This window comes from Olsenella profusa DSM 13989, assembly GCF_030811115.1.
Taxonomy (GTDB): domain Bacteria; phylum Actinomycetota; class Coriobacteriia; order Coriobacteriales; family Atopobiaceae; genus Olsenella_F; species Olsenella_F profusa.
On the sequence record NZ_JAUSQK010000001.1, the window covers coordinates 146,239 to 164,227 of the forward strand.

A 17,989-nucleotide genomic window follows, 5' to 3' on the forward strand; every position below is an offset into this window, starting at 1 on the left:
GCTCCTACTTCTCCTATACTAGGAGAAGTATATTCTCTCGCTTCTTATTAAACAAGAGAAGTTAGGGTACAGGGAGCATGACACTGACGGCAGGAGCAATCGGAAGCGTGCCACCCGCTGTCGCCGCCGTTGACCTTGAGGCCGTTGGCGTCGTCCTCGTCCACGGTGGCGGGCAGACCGATGGAATCGATGGCGTCCATCTGGTACGCGTCACCGCCGAAGATGCGGATGATGCCCGCCCTGTCCGCATCCCAGTCGATCTGGTCAAGGAGCTAGGTGTTGCATGTCAACAGGTTGTTGCCGCTGACCGTGACAGGCGACAGGGTCTGCGTCATGCATCGGCCGTGACAGAGGGCCCGTTCCCCTTGTCACGACCTTCCGTCACGTCACACGTCGAGCTCGCTCACGACCTTGGGGTACTCGCGCATCTCGTCGGGCGCATGCAGCGGATCCCACACCTGGGCGAAGAAGGGGTCCACCTTGGCGCGGGCGCCGTAGTTCCAGCTTGTGCGCTCGCATATGGGACACCAGTGCCCACCCTCCAGCACCAGGCGCGGGCTCGCCTCGAACTCGTGGCCAAAGGCGCAGCGGAAGCGCAGCCTGCCACTCCAGTCGCCCTTCTCCATTACCTCGGAAAGGCAGGCGCCCCCACGGAATTTCGCAGCTCCACGCATATCCTCGAGCGCGAGCTCGCCCTCGGGCTTGTTCTCGTCGTAGCCATGGTCAATGTGCACGACCGTACCCCAGTCCGTGAAGTGGTCCATCTCGCTGACCTTGTGGGGAAGCGTCTCCCAGGCGGCTCGACTGCCCCAGAAGGCGTCGATGTGGTCCTCCATGTTGTGGTTGATGAAGTGGCGGGTGCCATGGTCGGAGCCGAGGAGCCTCCCAAAGCTGTCCTTGATGAGGGCGCCCATGAGTCTCTGACCGCCTGGAAGCCCGCAGAGCGCCCTGGAAAGGCCCTTGCCCGCACCCAGTCTGGCAAGGTAGGCATCATAGAAGTACCGCATGCTGTCGGAGCGAAAGTGCAGATAGCCCTCGAGGCTGTTGGAGTCCAGGTAGTACTGGCCGTGGAAGTTGCGGATGGCGTAGTGCTTGGGGTTGACCACGAAATCGAGGCTTCCGAAGCCCATCTCCCCGTATATCGCCTGGTACATCTGGCAAGTGCTCACGCGGCATGGCTCGCCGCCGCCAACGTTGTAGACGTGACACCAGAACGCGCCGGGTAGGCTCCCCGCAGCGTCATAGGAGGCCAGGTGGGCCATCATCGTGCCCGAGTCGCGGTCTGAGACGTACTCGAGCACGTTGTCGAGGCAGTTGTGAAACTGGATGGCGTCGCGGACCCTGGCCATGGCGGGACCGATGATGCCCGTTTGGCGCAGGCTGACCCAGCGCCGGAGGCCCGACTCGATCACGTACCGCTCCGCGGCGACCTTCGAGACGGCGTAGTAGTCAAACATGCTCGGCTTGATGGGATCGCCCACGCGCCCCCAGTGGATGGGCGGCATGCGGTCGCCCATCTCGGCCACCGTGCCAATATAGACAAGGGCGGTGGCGTCCGCCTGCCCGAGCTCCCTCACGGTCTCCACGAGGTTGCGCGTGCCGCCAAAGTTGACCTGCATGGCGGTTGCGGGATGGTAGTCCGCGGCCGGCGAGACGAACGCCGCCATGTGCAGCACGAGGTCGCAGCCCTTAAGGCAGGCCACGAGCGCAGCGCGGTCGTCGAGGTCTCCCCAGACGATGCTGAGCCCGGCCCGCCCCTAGAACGGGGACATCGCCGCACGGTTCTTCTTGGAGTCGCGCACGAGAAGGACGAGGTCGTACTCCTTGCCCACACTGGGCAGCATCGCCTTGAGCGAGGCCATGCCCATGCCGCCCGAGGCACCCGTCATGAGAACCCGTGGGATATGGCTCACGCTATTACTCCCCTCCCCATGCCCACGACGTCGGCCCTGTGCTCGGCGACCGCCCGAGAGAGCGGGATGGTGTGCGACGCGCGTCCGATGCACGGCGTGGGCGTCCGGCTTCATGCCGCGTCTCGCGGTGCCGTATGCAGGACGCTGGCGTCAGTGCCCTAGAATTCCGCATTGCCCACGGTGCGCGGGTGCGGGATGACATCGCGGATGTTGTCCATGCCCGTGAGGTACATCACGAGGCGCTCGAAACCCAATCCGAAGCCCGCATGGCGACATGTGCCGTAGCGACGCAGGTCGAGGTAGTACCTGTACTGGCGGGAGTCCATGCCCAGCTCCGCGATGCGCCGCTCGAGCATGTCGAAGCGCTCCTCGCGCTGGGAGCCGCCGATGATCTCGCCGATACCCGGCACCAGGCAGTCCGCGGCGGCCACGGTCCTGCCGTCGTCGTTCATGCGCATGTAGAAGGCCTTGATGGCCGCAGGATAGTCCGTCACGAACGTGGGCCTCTTGAAATGCCGCTCGGTGAGGTAGCGCTCGTGCTCGGTCTGCAGGTCCACACCCCAGCTCACGGGGTACTCGAACGTCTGGCCAGCCACCTGGGCGTCCTCCAGGATCCTGATGGCATCCGTGTAGCTCACGCGCGCGAAGTCGCTCGTCGCCACGTGCCCCAGGCGCTCAAGCAGCCCCTTGTCCACGAACCTGTTGAGCATGGCCAGCTCGTCGGGACAGGCTTCCATCACGCGGGCGATGACATCCTTGAGCATCTCCTCGGCCACGTCCATGTCCTGGGCGAGGTCGCAGAAGGCCATCTCGGGCTCCAACATCCAGAACTCGGCGGCATGACGGCGGGTGTTGGAGTCCTCCGCACGGAAGGTGGGGCCAAAGGTGTAGACGTCGCCAAAGCTCAGGGCAAAGCTTTCGGCCTGGAGCTGGCCAGAGACCGTGAGGTTGGTCGCCCTGCCAAAGAAGTCCTGGCTCCAGTCGACGCCGCCCTCGTCCGTGCGGGGCGGATCGTCCACGTCGAGCGTGGTCACACGGAACATCTCGCCCGCACCCTCGGCGTCGGATGCCGTGATGATGGGCGTGTTGACGTAGACGAAGCCGCGCTCCTGGAAGAACCGGTGGATGGCGAGGGCCGCCACGCTGCGCACGCGGAACACCGCCCGGAAGAGGTTGGTGCGACTGCGCAGGTGCTGCTGGGTGCGCAGGAACTCGCGGCTCTGACGCTTCTTCTGCATGGGATAGCTGGGATCGGCCGCACCCTCCACCTCGATGGACATGGCCTGCAGCTCGAAGGGCTGGGGCCGTTCGGGGGTGAGGGCGAGGGCGCCGCGCACGACGAGGGCGGAGCCCACGGTGAGGGCGGCCACCTCGTCGTAGTTGGCGACCGTCTCGCGGTTCATGACCACCTGCAGGTCCTTGAAGCAGCTTCCGTCGTTGAGCATGACGAAGCCGAAGTTCTTCATGTCGCGGACGGAACGGACCCAGCCCGCCACCGTGACGGTGGCGTCACCCAGCTCGTCCGCGTCCGCAAAGAGCGTCGCTATCCTCGTGCGGTCCATGGTGCCTCTTTCGTCCGTGATGCCCCGCTGCAACGCCCCCCACCATAGCGCAATGGCCCGCATCGCCAAAGGGGGGGCACGCCGAGGCATGGGGTATCATGGTTGGGCGACATCGGGAGGCGAGGTGACAGGACGAGGGAAGGCGCCATGGCCAAGGCGATTCGACATTCGCGCCAGCGCGACATGATCTATGAGTACCTCTGCGGCACCCGGGAGCATCCCAGCGTCGAGACCATCTACTCCGACCTCAAGAAGTCCTGCGAGAGCCTGAGCCTCGCCACGGTCTACCGCAACCTCAGGATCCTCCAGGGGCTTGGACAGGTGCGTGCCGTCGCAATCGTCAACGGCACCGAGCGCTTCGAGTCCATCTACCGCGAGGAGCACGCGCACTTTGCCTGCGCCGAGTGTGGGCGCGTGTTTGACATACCGGACGTCCTGCCCGACACGACACGCATCGCCACACGGTGCCCAGACATCGGCCGCATCGACCACACCACCCTCACGCTGCGTGGCGTCTGCGCGGACTGCCTTGCCAAGCAAGGCTAGGTGGCACGAGGCGCCGGGCATGGCGCTCCCCCGGTCCGTAAGGGGTCCTCTCGAAGAGATTGCCCCGCCGACCGGCGCCCGCGTACGATCGAGGATGGGACCAGGAAGGGGACAGGAGGCATGGCAGAGGTGGACTACGGGCTGCTGGCCAGACAGGTGGAGGCCCTCGCCGAGGGTGAGGGCCACTGGCTGCCCCTGCTCGCAAACACGGCCGCACTCCTGTGGGACGCGCTCCCCGACATCAACTGGGTAGGGTTCTACCTGCATGCATGCAACGGCCCGACAGACGAGCTGGTGCTGGGCCCCTTCCAGGGACGGATCGCCTGCACGCACATCGCCCTGGGCGCAGGCGTCTGTGGCACCGCGGCCGCGCGGGACGTCACCCAGCTCGTACCCAACGTGCACGAGTTTCCCGGTCACATAGCCTGTGACAGCGCCTCAAGCGCCGAGGTCGTCGTACCCCTGCACGACGCGCACGGCCAGGTGGCGGCCGTGCTCGACCTCGACTCCCCCACTAGGGAACGCTTCGACGAGGAGGACGCCCAGGGCCTCGAGCTTGTGGGTCACGCCATCGAGCGCGCCGTCGACCTCGCGGGGCCGGCGTTGGCATAGCGACCCCCCGGCTACCTGCCATCCGTCGCACGGACGGCAGCGACCACATCGCGAATCTTGTCCGGGTCGTTGAGCCGGTCCGACTCGATGCCGGAATCGATGTTGACGCCCCAGGGATGCAGGCGTGCTATCGCGGCACCCACGTTCCGCTCGTTCAGGCCGCCCGAAAGGATGTAGGGACGCGCCAGGCCTCCGACAAGCAACCAGTCGAAGGGCCGCGAGCTGCCCCAGGAGCTGTTGAGCATCACGATGTCGGCGCGGCTGTCGTTGGCACGCTCTATGTCGGAGGCATCGTGCACGTGGATGGTCTGGATGATGGGCACGTCCGCCAGCTCGGTGAGGAACGTGATGTAGGCGTTGTCCTCATCGCCCTGCAGCTCCACCACATCAAGCACCTCGTCCGCCAGCTCGGCCACCATGCCTAGGGGCTGGTTACAGAAGACCCCCACGGCAGGGATGGTGGGATCGAGCCTGTGAACGAGGCCCCGCAGCTTGCCGAGGCCCACATGCCTGTGCGAGCTGGGCCAGTCGACCACAAAGCCACAGAGGTCGGGACGCGCCTCGTTGACGGCACGGACATCCTCCTCGCAGAACAGGCCACTCAGCTTGACGCGCGTGAACGGCTCCCCGCTGTAGAGGATATCGTGCGTGATGATGGAGGTGGCCCTACGTCCCAGCATATGCGCTTTCCTTCCCCGACGTCCATCCGAATGGCTCCTACGCCCTGGGCTCCTTGCCCCGGGCGAACAGCACGATCATCTCGTTGGTGAGGCTGGACGTATCATAGCGCCCGCCCAGCTCGGCGAGCAGGTCGCCACGATGCACCCACTCCCCCCAGGAGAGCTCGTCATGGTCGACGTGGATGGTGGGGTCACCTGTCACATCGCAGAAGAAGCCCGAGAGCAGGGTGTTCGTGAACGACCAGGGTTGGCTCTTGTAGTAACGCAGGTTGGTGACGGTAAGACCGACCTCCTCCCCCACCTCCCGGTGGACGGTGCCCTCCAGCGTCTCGCCGAACTCCGCGAAGCCCGCCACGAGGGCAGGCTTGCGGCGACCCTGCGCATAGCGCGTGAGCAGGATGGCATCACCGTTGGTCACGCCCACGATGACGGCGGGGTTTATGCGGGGGTAGACGACGTTGCCGCAGGAGGCGCAGGCGAGCTCGCGGCTCGTGGGCACATGGCCCAGCTCGGCGCCGCAGCGCCCACAGTAGCGGTTATCGCGATACCAGCCATGGAGCTGATAGGCCGTCTCACCGGCGAAGGCCAGCCAGCGCGGCTCCGCCTGACGGAGCGCGTAGATGGGCTCAAAGGAGAACCCCTCGCACGCTGGGGCAGGCTCGCGCTCCACCAGAAAGAAGGGTTGGTCGTCTATGGCAAGGAGGTAGCGACACAAAAGGTCGTGCGGAGGCGTCCCCCAGTCGGCAAGCCGCGGCAGCGCGAGCGTGCCATCCTCGTCAAGGCGCATGAGCGCCTCGTTGCCACGGAAGGCAAGCACGTAGCTACGTGCCGTGGGTGTGGTCACGCGAAACGAGTTGTCAAAGCGATGGAAGCCGATGTCTTGAATCACTGGGCATCCTCACGGTACGAGGCCACAGGGGGCATCCCGAACGTCTCCTGCGAGGGCGCCCCCACGTTCGATGCGACAGGCCCGCTCATGTCTCACATCCTCCTGTAATCGGGGTTTCCATGCTGGTTCAGCATAGCGCTGTGCCTAGGGTTTGGTCTCGATCTTGTAGACCACCCAGTCGGACCCCTCCTTCCGCACGTGCCACCTGTCGGCTGAATACGATGACTGAGTGTCTACCTCGCCGTCCGCGCGGTAGCCGGTCATCGAGAAGCTGACCGTGAGCACTGCTTCGTCGTCGCCTTCGAGCTCCACGTCCAGCAGCTTAATGGGCGTGACCTCGACCCTTGTCACATCGGGATACGCCTCATGGGGGAATGCCCAGTAGTACAGCTCCCCGTCCCGCTCCTCGGATGGCGCGGGGTCCGCCGTGCCGTCCATGATGGCCCGGGCACGCTCGAGCAGCGGCTGGAACTCGTCGCCATACCGCTCCACACGAGCTTGCCGCTCGACCTCCTGACGCTTCTGGCCGCGCTTGGCGTGGCCTTGCCACGCCCACACGACGAGAAGCCCGACTGCCATGGCCATTGCGCCGGCAACAACAAGGATCACGAGACGCCTCCTCGCGGCCATGCGATGCTCCCTTCCCCTCATCTCTTATCGTCAGTCTCGAGACACTCGTCCTCGAGCTTTATAATGCGAATTGATTCCCCCACTGTTTCCCTGGCCGTGCTTCTATTGGTATCCGCCTTAACGTCGGTAGGACATACCAAGGTCATCCTTCAAGTCTGTCCTCGACTCTATATACCATCCAATGCCTATCCTCCAGCCGCAGATACCATCTGGACTTAGAGTGGGACGCGGCATTGGCCACACAACCATCTGCGCGATAGTATGCCCGAGAGAACCTGACCGTGAGCACGACCTCGTCGTCGCCGTCGTACTCCGCGCCGACGACCATGATGGGAGTGACCTCGGCCCTCGTCGCATCGGGGTAGTACGTCTGCCGCCGGAAGTCGAAGGACCTCTCATACAGCGCCCCGTCGAGCTCCTCAGACGCCGGAGGCTCCGCCGTGCCCGCCATGACCGCACGGGCACGCTCCAATGTTGGCCAGAACGTTACCTCGGCGCGGGTTGCCCGGAGCGCCCTCAGGGCGACGGGGGCAAGGAGCGCCACCAACACAATGAGCAGCCCGGCCGCCAGCAGCCGAGGCATCCTTCCCTTCCCCATGCGGCAGCCTCCCTCCGCTTGTTGCGGCGTTCATCCCCCTGATGATAGGTCGCAACCAACCACCGACCAATCCGCGCGATGTGCCAGAGGCACAGCACGCTGCGGCGCATGAGCGAAGACCCCTGCACCCGCCCCACTCGAGAACCATTGGAACCGACGGCGTGCCTGGGTCTCCCATGGCGCCCGCGTCACATGGGAGAGGGGCCATCCCCCTCAGGTACCTCGCGCCTCGACCTGGCCAGGGCCTCGCCCAACACATCCTCGCTGCGTCGCAATTGTCTGCGCATCTCATCGACGTGGTCATCGCATGCCGACAGGGCCTGGCTCATGGACCAGCGCAGCGCCTCCACGACCTGGGAGTCGCCATAACGAACGCTGGCAGCGAAGAGATCGTTGAGCTCGTCTCGGGACGCAACCGCCGCACGCACCGCGTCCTCACGCCTCTCACACTCCGTGCGCAGGGAGCGTGTCCCATCGTACTGCGCGCTCATGCTCGCTTCTGCGGGAGCCACCGGCTACCCACCAATCCCCATCAGCGACTGTGCGATGAGCTCGTCGCCCTCCTGGAAGGTGACGCCGATGCGCTCCAACGCGTCGGCATCACGGGTGAGGGACGACGCGTACTTGGAGAGAGTCTCCTCGTATCGCTGTGCGCGCTCGTCATGGTCGGCGGGAGGCACCCCGTCGGACATGCCGGACGCGCTCTGTGTCGTGAACGACACGTACTCATCGAGCGCAGAGAGCATCTCGGCCTTCTTCTGCGAGGCCACCCCCATGTTTGATGCAATGATTCCGCTCATGTCCCTGTCCCTTCTGCAGCCACACCTCATTGCCCGTCCACACGGCAGGTCCCCTTACGGTTTGGTCTCGATCTTGTAGACCACCCAGTCGGACCCTTCCTTCCTCACGTGCCACTTGTCGGACGAGTGCGAGGACCGCATGTCCACCGCGCCGTCCGCGCGGTAGCCGGTCCTCGAGAAGCTGACCGTGAGGGTCGCCTCGCCGTCACCCTCGAGCTCCACGTCCAGCAGCTCGATGGGCGAGATGTCAAACCGCACCACGTCAGGATAGTATTCCCTCCGTCGCGCAAACGCCCAGTAGTACAGCTCCCCGTCCCGCTCCTCGGATGGCGCGGGGTCCGCCGTGCCGTCCATGATGGCCCGGGCACGCTCGAGCAGCGGCTGGAACTCGTCGCCATACCGCTCCACACGAGCTTGCCGCTCGACCTCCTGACGCTTCTGGCCGCGCTTGGCGTGGCCTTGCCACGCCCACACGACGAGAAGCCCGACTGCCATGGCCATTGCGCCGGCAACAACAAGGATCACGAGACGCCTCCTCGCGGCCATGCGATGCTCCCTTCCCCTCATCTCTTATCGTCAGTCTCGAGACACTCGTCCTCGAGCTTTATAATGCGAATTGATTCCCCCACTGTTTCCCTGGCCGTGCTTCTATTGGTATCCGCCTTAACGTCGGTAGGACATACCAAGGTCATCCTTCAAGTCTGTCCTCGACTCTATATACCATCCAATGCCTATCCTCCAGCCGCAGATACCATCTGGACTTAGAGTGGGACGCGGCATTGGCCACACAACCATCTGCGCGATAGTATGCCCGAGAGAACCTGACCGTGAGCACGACCTCGTCGTCGCCGTTTTCCTAGCCGATATAGCGTGGCACGACTCGATACACCTTCCAACCAGCATTAGTCCTCTTTGCATACCATTTCTCTCCTTGTATCGATGCGGTGCCAAATACCGATCCATCTGCACGATATTGACTGTAGGCATAATCAACGGTAAGAACTGCTTCGTCCCCATGTATCTCTGCATCAGTAATATCAAGCTTAGAAACGTCTATGCGAACTATGTCAGGATAAAGATCCTGACGAAACCTAAGGTCATCATACAAGGATCCATCCTGCTCCTCAGACGGAGCTGGAGTGGCAGTGCCCATCATAAGAGACCTGGCTCTATCAAGGAGGGGTGCGAATTCCTGACGATATTGTTGCAAACGCACACAGTGCCATCCCACCAGTACGCAGGGAACCAGTATCACCAAGCAAACCAGTAGCATGGTTCTCCTTTCCCTTCTCATGTCCCTTCCTCCTAAGGCTATAAACTAGTTAAAGCATTCATCCTTAAGGTGAACAATGTGAATACTTTCCTTTTTATTCTCATCGTTCTTTCCCATGCGTGATGATAAAGGCTCATCCGCATACGCTGATGTATTGCTCGCGATATAAATTTCCCCATCATGAACAGCTGTCACGATTGTCGCGTGGTTAACTTTTACCTTCTTACCATTTTCACTAGTTTCTTCACACCAGTACACAATGTCTCCAGGCTCAACCCTCGAAGAAACTCTCGAAATATTTGATTTTGTAGCGTTGCTTCCCCCTGCCGTATTATATGAAGGGATACTCATGTCATCTGCCTTACTAGCAACATATCCGTTTTTAGGGTCACTGAAGTAATCGTACTGATTCTGCGCCGCACTCCAAGTCGCGCTGTGTAGAAACACCTTTCCACTTACCAGATTAATTCCAGCATATGCGTCTTTCCCCTGATTACGCTGCTGTCTTGCAACCTCTCTTGTACCAATGAATGCACCGATGAGACCGCCATAGGTACCAACCCCCAAGAAAGGAATAAGGAAAGGCGGGACTGCATATGTTGTGGTGCAATACCAATCATCAGTCATTTGCATGCCACCTGCAGCAAGGCATTGCGAGACAAAGTTGGCACAGTTCGTTCCAAACGACGGATAGTCGGGATTGCGCTCGAAAGGATTATCCGTCGCATATCGACGCGCATAGTTCACCGCATCCTGGCGGCTCAGGCCCAAAAGATCCACGAAGTCCAGTGGCTGCTGGCAGCAGTAGGAGTACCTGTTGGTCGTGGCCGGCCGCTGGGCATACCCACGCAGGGGGTCCGCCGACATGAACTGGCCCGTGTTCGGCAGATACTGGCGTGCCTGTGCATAGAGACCCTGCGTCACGCCATCCTTAAGGTATCCGGTGTAGGAGAACGGGACGTTCAGTACGTCGCTCTCGAACGCGTTGTTGCCAAACTCGTCGTACCCAAAGCTCGACAGCACGTCACCCTTCTCGCCAAGGATGCGGGAGACGCTCCCCAGAGGATCCTGCGTGACGGACGCCATCTTTCCCTCACCCGCGTCCACGGCAACGAGGCTGCCGCCACCCCACAGGTAGCTCTGATCCAGCTTCCCATCGACGATGGTCTGCGCCAGGTTGTTGCAGGGCCGCGTTGGATCGAGGACGTATTCGACGGTGTCTGCCGACCCTCCGGCCATCTGCCGCCGTGTCGTGCATCTGCGCAGCATGCCGTCATACGCGTAGCAAGCCGTACGACCATCCGCCCTGCGCGCGCATGCAAGACGGTTGAGGGCGTCGTACTCGTACGTCGCGTCAGACTCCCCGTTGACCACGTCTGCGACCAGGTTGCCGCGGCCATCGTAGCGATAGTCGCGCTCGCCCTGGGCATCCGTGGAATGCACAAGCTGGTCGAGCGCATTGTAGCTGTAGTCGGTCGTGCCCTTCCGCGCATCCTTCAGCCTCGTCCTGTTGCCAAAGGAGTCGTACTCGTAGGAACGCACGGCCTGGCCATCCCGCGTCACGCCCACCAGGCGGTTGAGCTCGTCGTAGTCATAGGCATACGTACCCGAGAGGTCGGGCATGCCACGACGATGGGCACGCACGGCACTCTTGTTGTCGCACAGGTCGTATGCATACGAGAACTCGTCCAAGGGACCTGCGGCATCATAGCTGGAGAGGCGCGTGATGCGCCCACGTGCGTCATAGCCCAGGCGCATGCCGGTGCCGTTGGAGTAGGTGCGTGCGGCCAGGTTGCCATCCACATCGTACTCATACGCAACATCAAGGCCGCCCGCATGCACGCCGCTCAGGCGCAGGGCCTCGTCATAGTCGTAGGACGTCCGCACCCCACCGGGATAGGAGACGCTGCGAAGCTCGTCTCCCCTGCCCCAACCGTAGTGCATCTCACGACCCGCATGGTCACGCGTGCGCGTCATGTTGCCCACCGCATCGTAGGCAAAGCTCGTCGTGCCCAGCCAGTCGTGCAGCTCGACGAGGCGTGAGAGGGAGTCGTACGTCATGTGCGCGGTGCGTCCATCCGCGAAGGTGGTGGTGCTCATCCTTCCCGCATCGTCAAAGCCAAACGACGTGACGTATCCATCTGCGTCGGTATGGGTCCTCATGCGCCCCATGGCGTCGTACGTTGCCCGCTCCTGGTTGCCCACGGCATCGGTGATGCAGGTCACGCGACCGAGCGTGTCGTGCTCATACGAGGTCGTGCGAGCATGTGCCATGCCATCCGAGCCCAGGCGCTCGACGCGGGTCAGGTTGCCGAGCGCATCGTGCTGGTAGCGCGTCACGGCACCGGAGGCCTCCACGACCTCCCGCAGCCTGCCGGAGGGCGTATAGGCATACGAGGTGACGTTGCCCTTCCCATCCGTCTTGGACACCCGATTGCCCATCGCATCGTAGCCATATGATTTTGACTGCCCCTGGTTGTTGGCGATCCTCGTGATGCGATTCATGGCATCGTAGGCGTAGCTCAGCTCATAGCCGTTCTGGCTCGTCTTGCTGGTGATGTTGCGTGCCGCATCGTAGCCGAAGGTGAGGGACGTCCCATCCGGATTGACGATCTGGCGCAGCAGGCCATCGGGCAGGTAGTCGTAGCTCGTGACCCGTGCGGCCGCATCCGTCATGCGAGAGAGGTCGCCGAGCGCGGTGTACTCATAGCTGGTCGTACGGCCCAGGGCATCGGTGCGGGACGTGAGCCTGCAGGCGGCGTCATACTCCCTCTGCAGATGGTTGCCCAAGGGATCCACCTCAAGCACGAGGTTGCCCATGACGTCATAGCGGTAGTACGTCGTGTTGTCCAGGCCATCGCTCACGGAGCGCACGCGGTCGATCTGGTCGTACGTGGCCCGCGTGTTCGTGCCGTCGGGCAGGAGCGTCTTCGTCCGGTTGTCGTTGAGGTCATACTCAAAGCCCACAGAGATGCCAAGCGCGTTGGTCACCTTGGTCATGTTGCCTCGGGCGTCGTACTGGAACGTGGTCGCGGCACCCGTGGCGTCCACGTCCCGTGTCAGGTGTCCCATGGCGTCGTACTCGCGCCGGCTCTCGTTGCCGTCCTTGTCCACAAAGCGGATGGGACGCCCCATGGCGTCGTACTCATAGGAGACGGACGTGCCATCGTAGTCGACCATGCGCACGAGCAGGCCACAGGCATCGTACTCGTAGCTCCGGTGGTTGCCCTCCGCGTTGACCATGCGCTTGACGTTACCGAGCGCGTCACGCTCGAACGACATCCTGTTGCCGTTGGCATCCACCCGCGCAACGAGCAGGCCCCGCTCGTCGTACTCGTAGCGCTCCACGGCACCTTGCGGGCCCACGGCAGCAGTCATCATGCCGAGCACATTGTGCTCAAAGGACGCAACGGAGCCATCGGCGCGCGTGATGCTCGTGACATCGCCCTCCTCGTCATGCGAGAAGTGCGTCTCATTGCCCACCGCGTCGACGGTCCTGAGGATCTGGCCCCGCTCGTCATACTCGTTGCGAAAGACCGTCGTGCCATCCACGGCACCACGGGTGGGCTCGTTGAGGGCATTGTACTCATACGTCGTGCGCTCACCCAGCGGGTTCTCGGCACAGGTGAGGTTGCCTCTCGTCAAACTGGTACCTGCTCGTCAGGCCACGAGGGTTGGTGACACGGGTCTTGAGGTTCTTCTCGCTGTAGCTCGACCGCTCCACGGCATCGCCCGCATGGACCTCAACCGTGCGATACAGCCCATCGTGGACGTACGCCGACTCATTGCCCAGCTGGTCGGTCATCACGACCCGCATGTGGTCGTCATCGTAGGCATACGAGATCACGCCACCGTCGGCAAACTCCTGACGCACGACACGCCCCTCGGCGTCAAACGCGTTGCGCAGCTCGGTGATGCCCCGTGCGTTCGTCACCGAGGAAAGGTAGCCACGGGCGTCGTACGAGAATGACGTCCTGGCACCAGACTCCGTCTCCAGGTTGGACACCTGCCCCGCATGGAAGGAGAAGGCAAGGGAACGTCCCGTGTCATCGGAGGCGCGCACCATCCGTCCCCTCGCGTCGTAGGCAAAGCGGATGACGGGGCCACGCGTGCTGCGGACACGAGTGAGCAGACCCTCCTCGTCGTGGTCGAGGATGGCGCCGCGCCCCAGCCGGTCGAGGATGGAGCGGCACCTGCCCTCGGCATCGAAGCGATAGCTGATGCCCGCCGCCGAGACATAGCGGTAGCCCTCGCCCTCGCGCGCCAGGGTGTCCGCCCGACCCAGCAGATGGGTGAAGCCCTCCTCCGGCGTGCCAAGGAAGATCTCGCCATGGCCGTCCTCCCTGGTGACGACCGCCCGGTTGAGCCCCACGGAGAGCGAGACGGCAAAGGGATGGGTCCAGCCTCGCCCCAGCGGCGACTCGTGGGTGTTGTGGGAGTTGTAGAACAGGCGCAGCGAGATGCGGGGCCTGCAGTCGAACGCGAGGTAGTCATAGGCATAGAGGAAGTTGCCCGTGGCGAGGTTGACCGGGTCGCCCCCATAGGCGCAGCAGTCGCCGCCCTCGCCCATGAGCGCCATGACGACGGACCTCATCAGATCGCTGGACAGCATGCCGGCGCCCAGCCTCTGTGCCGCGTCCGCATACTTGCCGATGAGGTCCATCGTCGCCCAGGAGAGGTCGGCACCCGACAGGTCGTAGGTACCGGCCGCAGGATCGTAGCGCATGGCCGCCGTGGCCTGGTCGAGGACATCCATCTCGGACGACGAGGAGGCATAGATCGACGAGTCCGCCGCATACGCGAGCGCCTTCTCAAGCTGCTGGCGCAGACGGCCCATGGAGTCCTGGTTTCCCTGCATGACCTGCCGCGCATGGCCGCACGCATCGGGATTCCGGTCGCTGTTGTCGCTGACCCAGCGTCCCAGGTCGTCGTTCACGTGCTGGAGGCTGCTGATGCGATTGACCAGATCGTCGGTGTCTATCACGCCCGATCCGTCGGCCTCGAGCTCGGACAGGCGGTCGAGGTCCGTCCGCATGTCCGAGCCATACGCCTCGAGGAAGACGGCCTGCTGCATGAGGGCGGGCACCTTCACGCGGCGCAGGTAGTCGAACATGCTGCGATAGGCCTCGCCGTCGCACACGTTCGCATCCGTGGACAGGCCGTTGAGCCGCTCGATCTGGGATTGGCATGCCTGAGCCTGGCGGCTCACCAGCTGGCTGTTCTCGCTCACGGTTCCCTTGAGAGCCGTAACGTTGATAAGCATGTGCATCGCTCCAGCGGTGGTGGGCTACCATACGATTGGCTTTAAGACTATGGGCAAGTCATTAATGATCACCCATCAACGTTACCCATCGGCATAATAACGCCATATGCCTTGAGCAAAGGCGAAACCAAGCTGATGACCCCCCGGTCGCTGTCTCAGACGAGCCCAAAGTGGACGAAGCCGTTCCAGAGGCCGTCCACGTCCACGCCCGTGGTCACGAAGTCGGCCGCGGCCTTGGCCTCCTCCCCTCCCGAGCCCATGCAGCAGCTGGCCCCACAGGCCTCAAAGAGCGGGATGTCTATCTTGGTGTCCCCAAAGGCGATGGCGTCGGCGGACGTGGCACCCAGGTGCTCCAGCAGCAGGCGCACGGAGGCGGCCTTGTCGATGCCGCCCACACCGAGGTCGCCGAAGAGCGCCCGCTCCCCCACACCGCCCCAGGTATGTGCCTCAAGCTCGGGAAACGCTCGGGCACTGTCCAGATGGTCCTGGTAGCTCCCCAGCACGAAGCTCACCTTGTTGACGTCATCGCGGTAGAGCTCGCCGCCGAACACGAGGCCGCACATGATCTGGTCGACCTCGAGCTCGTCGGCGTGGGGAGTCCCCTGGCCATGCACATAGGCCTGGAGCGCCGCGCGGGCTCCCTCCCGGAAGTCCTCGCTGACGTAGAGGCCACTGTTGGACTCCAGGTAGAAGGGCAGATGACGATCGTGCAGCCAATCGACGACCCGCCGTTCCACCTCGATGGGGATGCCCCTGTGGAAGATGACCGCGCCATCGCTCTCCACGTAGCCTCCGTTGGCCCCGATGAGGCCATCCAGTGCGAGCTCGGCATCGATGGCCGCCATCTCCGCCTTGCTGCGCCCCGTGCAGGCATACACCCTATGCCCGTTGGCGCGCGCCCGCCCCACGGCGCGGCGCGCGCTTTCGGGCAGCCGATTGCCGTAGTCCACGAGGGTCCCGTCCACGTCCACAAGGACAACCATCACAACACGCCCCCCCCTCGAACGATACGAGCTACGTCGCAAACGTCACCACGACATCGCCGGCATCGACGTCTCCCTCATGCGCCAGATCGACCGAGGCGAGGTCATCGGTGTTCGTGAGCGCCATGATGACCACGGTGTCATGACCCGCGGCGGCGATCCTCTGCTTGGAGAACGAGAGCAGGGGCTCACCGGCGCTCACATGGGCGCCCTGCTCGGCAAAGACCGTGAAGCCATCGCCATGCATCTCCACCGTGTCCACGCCCACGTGGATGAGGACCTCGGCGCCAGCGTCACCCGTGATGCCGATGGCATGGAAGTTGGGTGCGCCGGCGGCGGTGAGGGTGCCGGAGACCGGGGCGTACACCGTCTCGTCCGTGGGTTCGATGCCACAGCCCCTGCCCATGGCCCCACAGCTGAAGACCTCGTCGCTCACGTCCTCCAGCTTGATGACCCTGCCCGTGACGGGCGCGAGCACCTGCCCCGCCCGTGCGGTGACACCCAAGGCCTCGGGCCGTGTGGGTCCCACCTTCCTGAATCTGTCAAAGAAACCCATGGTCTTGCTCCCCTCTGCGCGTTCGCGCATCGTGTGATGACGCCTCCTGGCGTCGCTTGCGCCCATGCATCCGCCGGGACGCTAGGCTCGTAGGCCCCGAGTGGCCTGCGCGGACAGCGCGTCTGCGCAGGCATGCCCGGCGACTCGAGTGCGGAGAGGTCGGGGTCGATGATCTCCACGCACACGAAGCGTCCCTCCTCGAAGCGGTAGTGGAAGGTCTGGCAGTTGCAGAATGTCTGGCAGTCCACCTCGAAGAGGGCGAGCCACCGGCGGTAGAAGTCGAGCATGGCACCGGCATGGCTCACCATTGCTTGCGATGATCCTCTTATACCACCAGAAGCTGTCCTTACGCGAGCGAGCATGCCGTTGCCGTCGTTGTCCTTGTCTAGTTGGTGAGCGGCAGCACCACAAGCCGGGAGGGACTAGGACGCGACCACGCTTCTCTACCGTATGGCCGCGCTTGTGCCCTGGAGGTATGGAACCGTTCCCCTTTTGCGCTACCGTATGCCAATGTCTTCGGTTACAGCCCCTACACTACAACACCAGGGCATTGTCCCGTTCCCGGAACACCGGGATGACCACGTTGGCGGGCGATGTCCTGCACGAGGATGGTGATACGACATGAGCACCATTGATGCGCTACAAAGGACGGGCAGCCTTACGACCAGCGAGCGGGTGGTCACATCGTACATCCTGGACCATCCCGAGGAGACCTCGCGCATCTCGGCCCGCGAGCTTGCCCGGCGCACGTACACCAGCCCCACGACGGTGTTGCGCCTCTCGAAGAAGCTGGGCTTTGCCAGCTTCAACGACCTCAAGGTCAACATCGTGTCAGACCTCAAGCGTCTGCCCGTGCATGACACGAGCATCCATGCCTCGGACAACGCCCTTGCCGTCATGAACAAGATCGCCCAGCTCAAGAAGAGCGTTGTGGAGCGCATGCGGGAAAAGACCTCGCCCGAGCTGCTCCAACAGGCCGCCGACCTCATCGTCAGCGCCACCTACGTGGACATCTTTGCGCGAGACACCCCCGCCTCCGCGGCGGACTATGCGTCGCACCAGTTCCTCACCGAGGGACACATAGCCAACGTGTACGAGGACCTCGACCGCATGGTCTACCTCTCCATGGTCATGCCGCCCGACCACATATGCCTCGTCATGAGCCGCAGCGGAACAGACCAGACGCTGATGCACGTCGTCCAGAACATCCAGCAGCGCGGGGCGAAGACCATCGCCCTGACGGCAAACCGCACGTCTCCCTTGGCGCGCATGTGTGACATCTCGTTCGAGCTGCTCTTCAGCCAGGACTCCCATCGCCTGGGCAACATCCTGTTCGCAACGGCCGCAGGCTACCTCTTTGACATGCTCTTCGCGCTGGTCCTCTCGGCCTCGTACGATGACGTCGTCGGCCTCGTGGACAGCTATAACAGGCTCTACTACGACAAGCTCGACCGTGCCAGGGACAGGGGCAAGCGTACCTCCGACGCCCCCTATGCAGTCGATGACCTCTAGCGGCGATGCGGCGGCCTCGTCGTTTGCCCATGACACATCGACGGCGCATTGTCACAGAGAATGACCTGTATATGTCAGGATGTTCAGACACAATGCTCCTTTCTTAGGGATGTCCAATCCTCCATCGTTCCCCCACAGAAGATACTGGGGGCATCGAGCGGTGACGGGGATG

18 protein-coding genes are annotated in these 17,989 nt (G+C 63.2%); 3 read left to right on the top strand and 15 right to left on the bottom strand.

From position 1 onward, the window contains the following. Positions 1-386: 386 nt before the first annotated feature. From J2S71_RS00610 to asnS, 3 genes are all read right to left on the bottom strand, one after another. Positions 387-1,739, bottom strand: coding sequence for an NAD-dependent epimerase/dehydratase family protein (locus J2S71_RS00610; protein ID WP_307392359.1), 1,353 nt, complete (start codon positions 1,737-1,739; stop codon positions 387-389). An 18-nt stretch (positions 1,740-1,757) separates the two neighbouring features. Then, positions 1,758-1,913 carry a hypothetical protein gene (locus J2S71_RS00615; protein WP_307388112.1) on the bottom strand — a complete coding sequence of 52 codons (156 nt, stop codon included), beginning with the start codon at positions 1,911-1,913 and terminating at the stop codon, positions 1,758-1,760. 158 nt (positions 1,914-2,071) lie between these two features. After that, the gene (asnS, locus tag J2S71_RS00620; protein ID WP_307388114.1) at positions 2,072-3,475 is read right to left on the bottom strand and encodes an asparagine--tRNA ligase; all 1,404 of its coding nucleotides are present in this window, start codon (positions 3,473-3,475) and stop codon (positions 2,072-2,074) included. 147 nt (positions 3,476-3,622) lie between these two features. Between asnS and J2S71_RS00625 the strand changes: the two genes are divergently transcribed. Both J2S71_RS00625 and msrC read left to right on the top strand, forming a co-directional pair. Further along, positions 3,623-4,021 carry a Fur family transcriptional regulator gene (locus J2S71_RS00625; protein WP_307388116.1) on the top strand — a complete coding sequence of 133 codons (399 nt, stop codon included), beginning with the start codon at positions 3,623-3,625 and terminating at the stop codon, positions 4,019-4,021. Positions 4,022-4,141: 120 nt separating this feature from the next. Further along, positions 4,142-4,633 (top strand): free L-methionine (R)-S-oxide reductase MsrC, encoded by a 492-nt coding sequence (msrC, locus tag J2S71_RS00630; RefSeq protein ID WP_307388118.1) that lies wholly within the window; start codon positions 4,142-4,144, stop codon positions 4,631-4,633. Positions 4,634-4,644: 11 nt separating this feature from the next. On the opposite strand, the gene J2S71_RS00635 is transcribed toward msrC, so the two are convergent. The 12 genes from J2S71_RS00635 to J2S71_RS00690 all read right to left on the bottom strand — a co-directional run bounded on the left by J2S71_RS00635 (position 4,645) and on the right by J2S71_RS00690 (position 16,335). Then, positions 4,645-5,313 (bottom strand): phosphoribosylanthranilate isomerase, encoded by a 669-nt coding sequence (locus J2S71_RS00635; protein WP_307388120.1) that lies wholly within the window; start codon positions 5,311-5,313, stop codon positions 4,645-4,647. Positions 5,314-5,350: 37 nt separating this feature from the next. Then, complete coding sequence (locus J2S71_RS00640) at positions 5,351-6,202, bottom strand: NAD(+) diphosphatase (protein WP_307388122.1); 852 nt, start codon at positions 6,200-6,202, stop codon at positions 5,351-5,353. Positions 6,203-6,346: 144 nt separating this feature from the next. Next, positions 6,347-6,832, bottom strand: a complete 486-nt coding sequence (locus tag J2S71_RS00645) for a hypothetical protein (RefSeq protein WP_307388123.1) — start codon at positions 6,830-6,832, stop codon at positions 6,347-6,349. A 142-nt stretch (positions 6,833-6,974) separates the two neighbouring features. Next, positions 6,975-7,430 (bottom strand): hypothetical protein, encoded by a 456-nt coding sequence (locus J2S71_RS00650; protein ID WP_307388125.1) that lies wholly within the window; start codon positions 7,428-7,430, stop codon positions 6,975-6,977. A 188-nt stretch (positions 7,431-7,618) separates the two neighbouring features. Then, the gene (locus J2S71_RS00655; protein WP_307388127.1) at positions 7,619-7,921 is read right to left on the bottom strand and encodes a hypothetical protein; all 303 of its coding nucleotides are present in this window, start codon (positions 7,919-7,921) and stop codon (positions 7,619-7,621) included. A 24-nt stretch (positions 7,922-7,945) separates the two neighbouring features. Beyond that, a complete protein-coding gene (locus J2S71_RS00660) occupies positions 7,946-8,230 on the bottom strand; it encodes a hypothetical protein (RefSeq protein WP_307388129.1) in 285 nt (94 codons plus the stop codon). Between the two features lie 54 nt (positions 8,231-8,284). Then, the gene (locus tag J2S71_RS00665; RefSeq protein WP_307388130.1) at positions 8,285-8,776 is read right to left on the bottom strand and encodes a hypothetical protein; all 492 of its coding nucleotides are present in this window, start codon (positions 8,774-8,776) and stop codon (positions 8,285-8,287) included. A gap of 310 nt (positions 8,777-9,086) precedes the next feature. After that, complete coding sequence (locus J2S71_RS00670) at positions 9,087-9,524, bottom strand: hypothetical protein (protein WP_307388132.1); 438 nt, start codon at positions 9,522-9,524, stop codon at positions 9,087-9,089. Positions 9,525-9,548: 24 nt separating this feature from the next. Continuing rightward, positions 9,549-13,148, bottom strand: coding sequence for an amidase domain-containing protein (locus J2S71_RS00675; RefSeq protein WP_307388133.1), 3,600 nt, complete (start codon positions 13,146-13,148; stop codon positions 9,549-9,551). Then, the gene (locus J2S71_RS00680) at positions 13,105-14,766 is read right to left on the bottom strand and encodes a DUF6531 domain-containing protein (protein WP_307388135.1); all 1,662 of its coding nucleotides are present in this window, start codon (positions 14,764-14,766) and stop codon (positions 13,105-13,107) included. Before J2S71_RS00680 ends, J2S71_RS00675 begins: the two co-directional genes overlap by 44 nt. Before the next feature lie 155 nt (positions 14,767-14,921). Then, complete coding sequence (locus J2S71_RS00685) at positions 14,922-15,749, bottom strand: Cof-type HAD-IIB family hydrolase (protein ID WP_307388136.1); 828 nt, start codon at positions 15,747-15,749, stop codon at positions 14,922-14,924. 31 nt (positions 15,750-15,780) lie between these two features. After that, entirely contained in the window at positions 15,781-16,335 is a 555-nt protein-coding gene (locus J2S71_RS00690) for a PTS sugar transporter subunit IIA (protein ID WP_307388138.1), read from the bottom strand. A 591-nt stretch (positions 16,336-16,926) separates the two neighbouring features. Here J2S71_RS00690 and J2S71_RS00695 point away from each other — a divergent pair. After that, complete coding sequence (locus J2S71_RS00695) at positions 16,927-17,817, top strand: MurR/RpiR family transcriptional regulator (protein WP_307388139.1); 891 nt, start codon at positions 16,927-16,929, stop codon at positions 17,815-17,817. Positions 17,818-17,989: the final 172 nt, after the last annotated feature.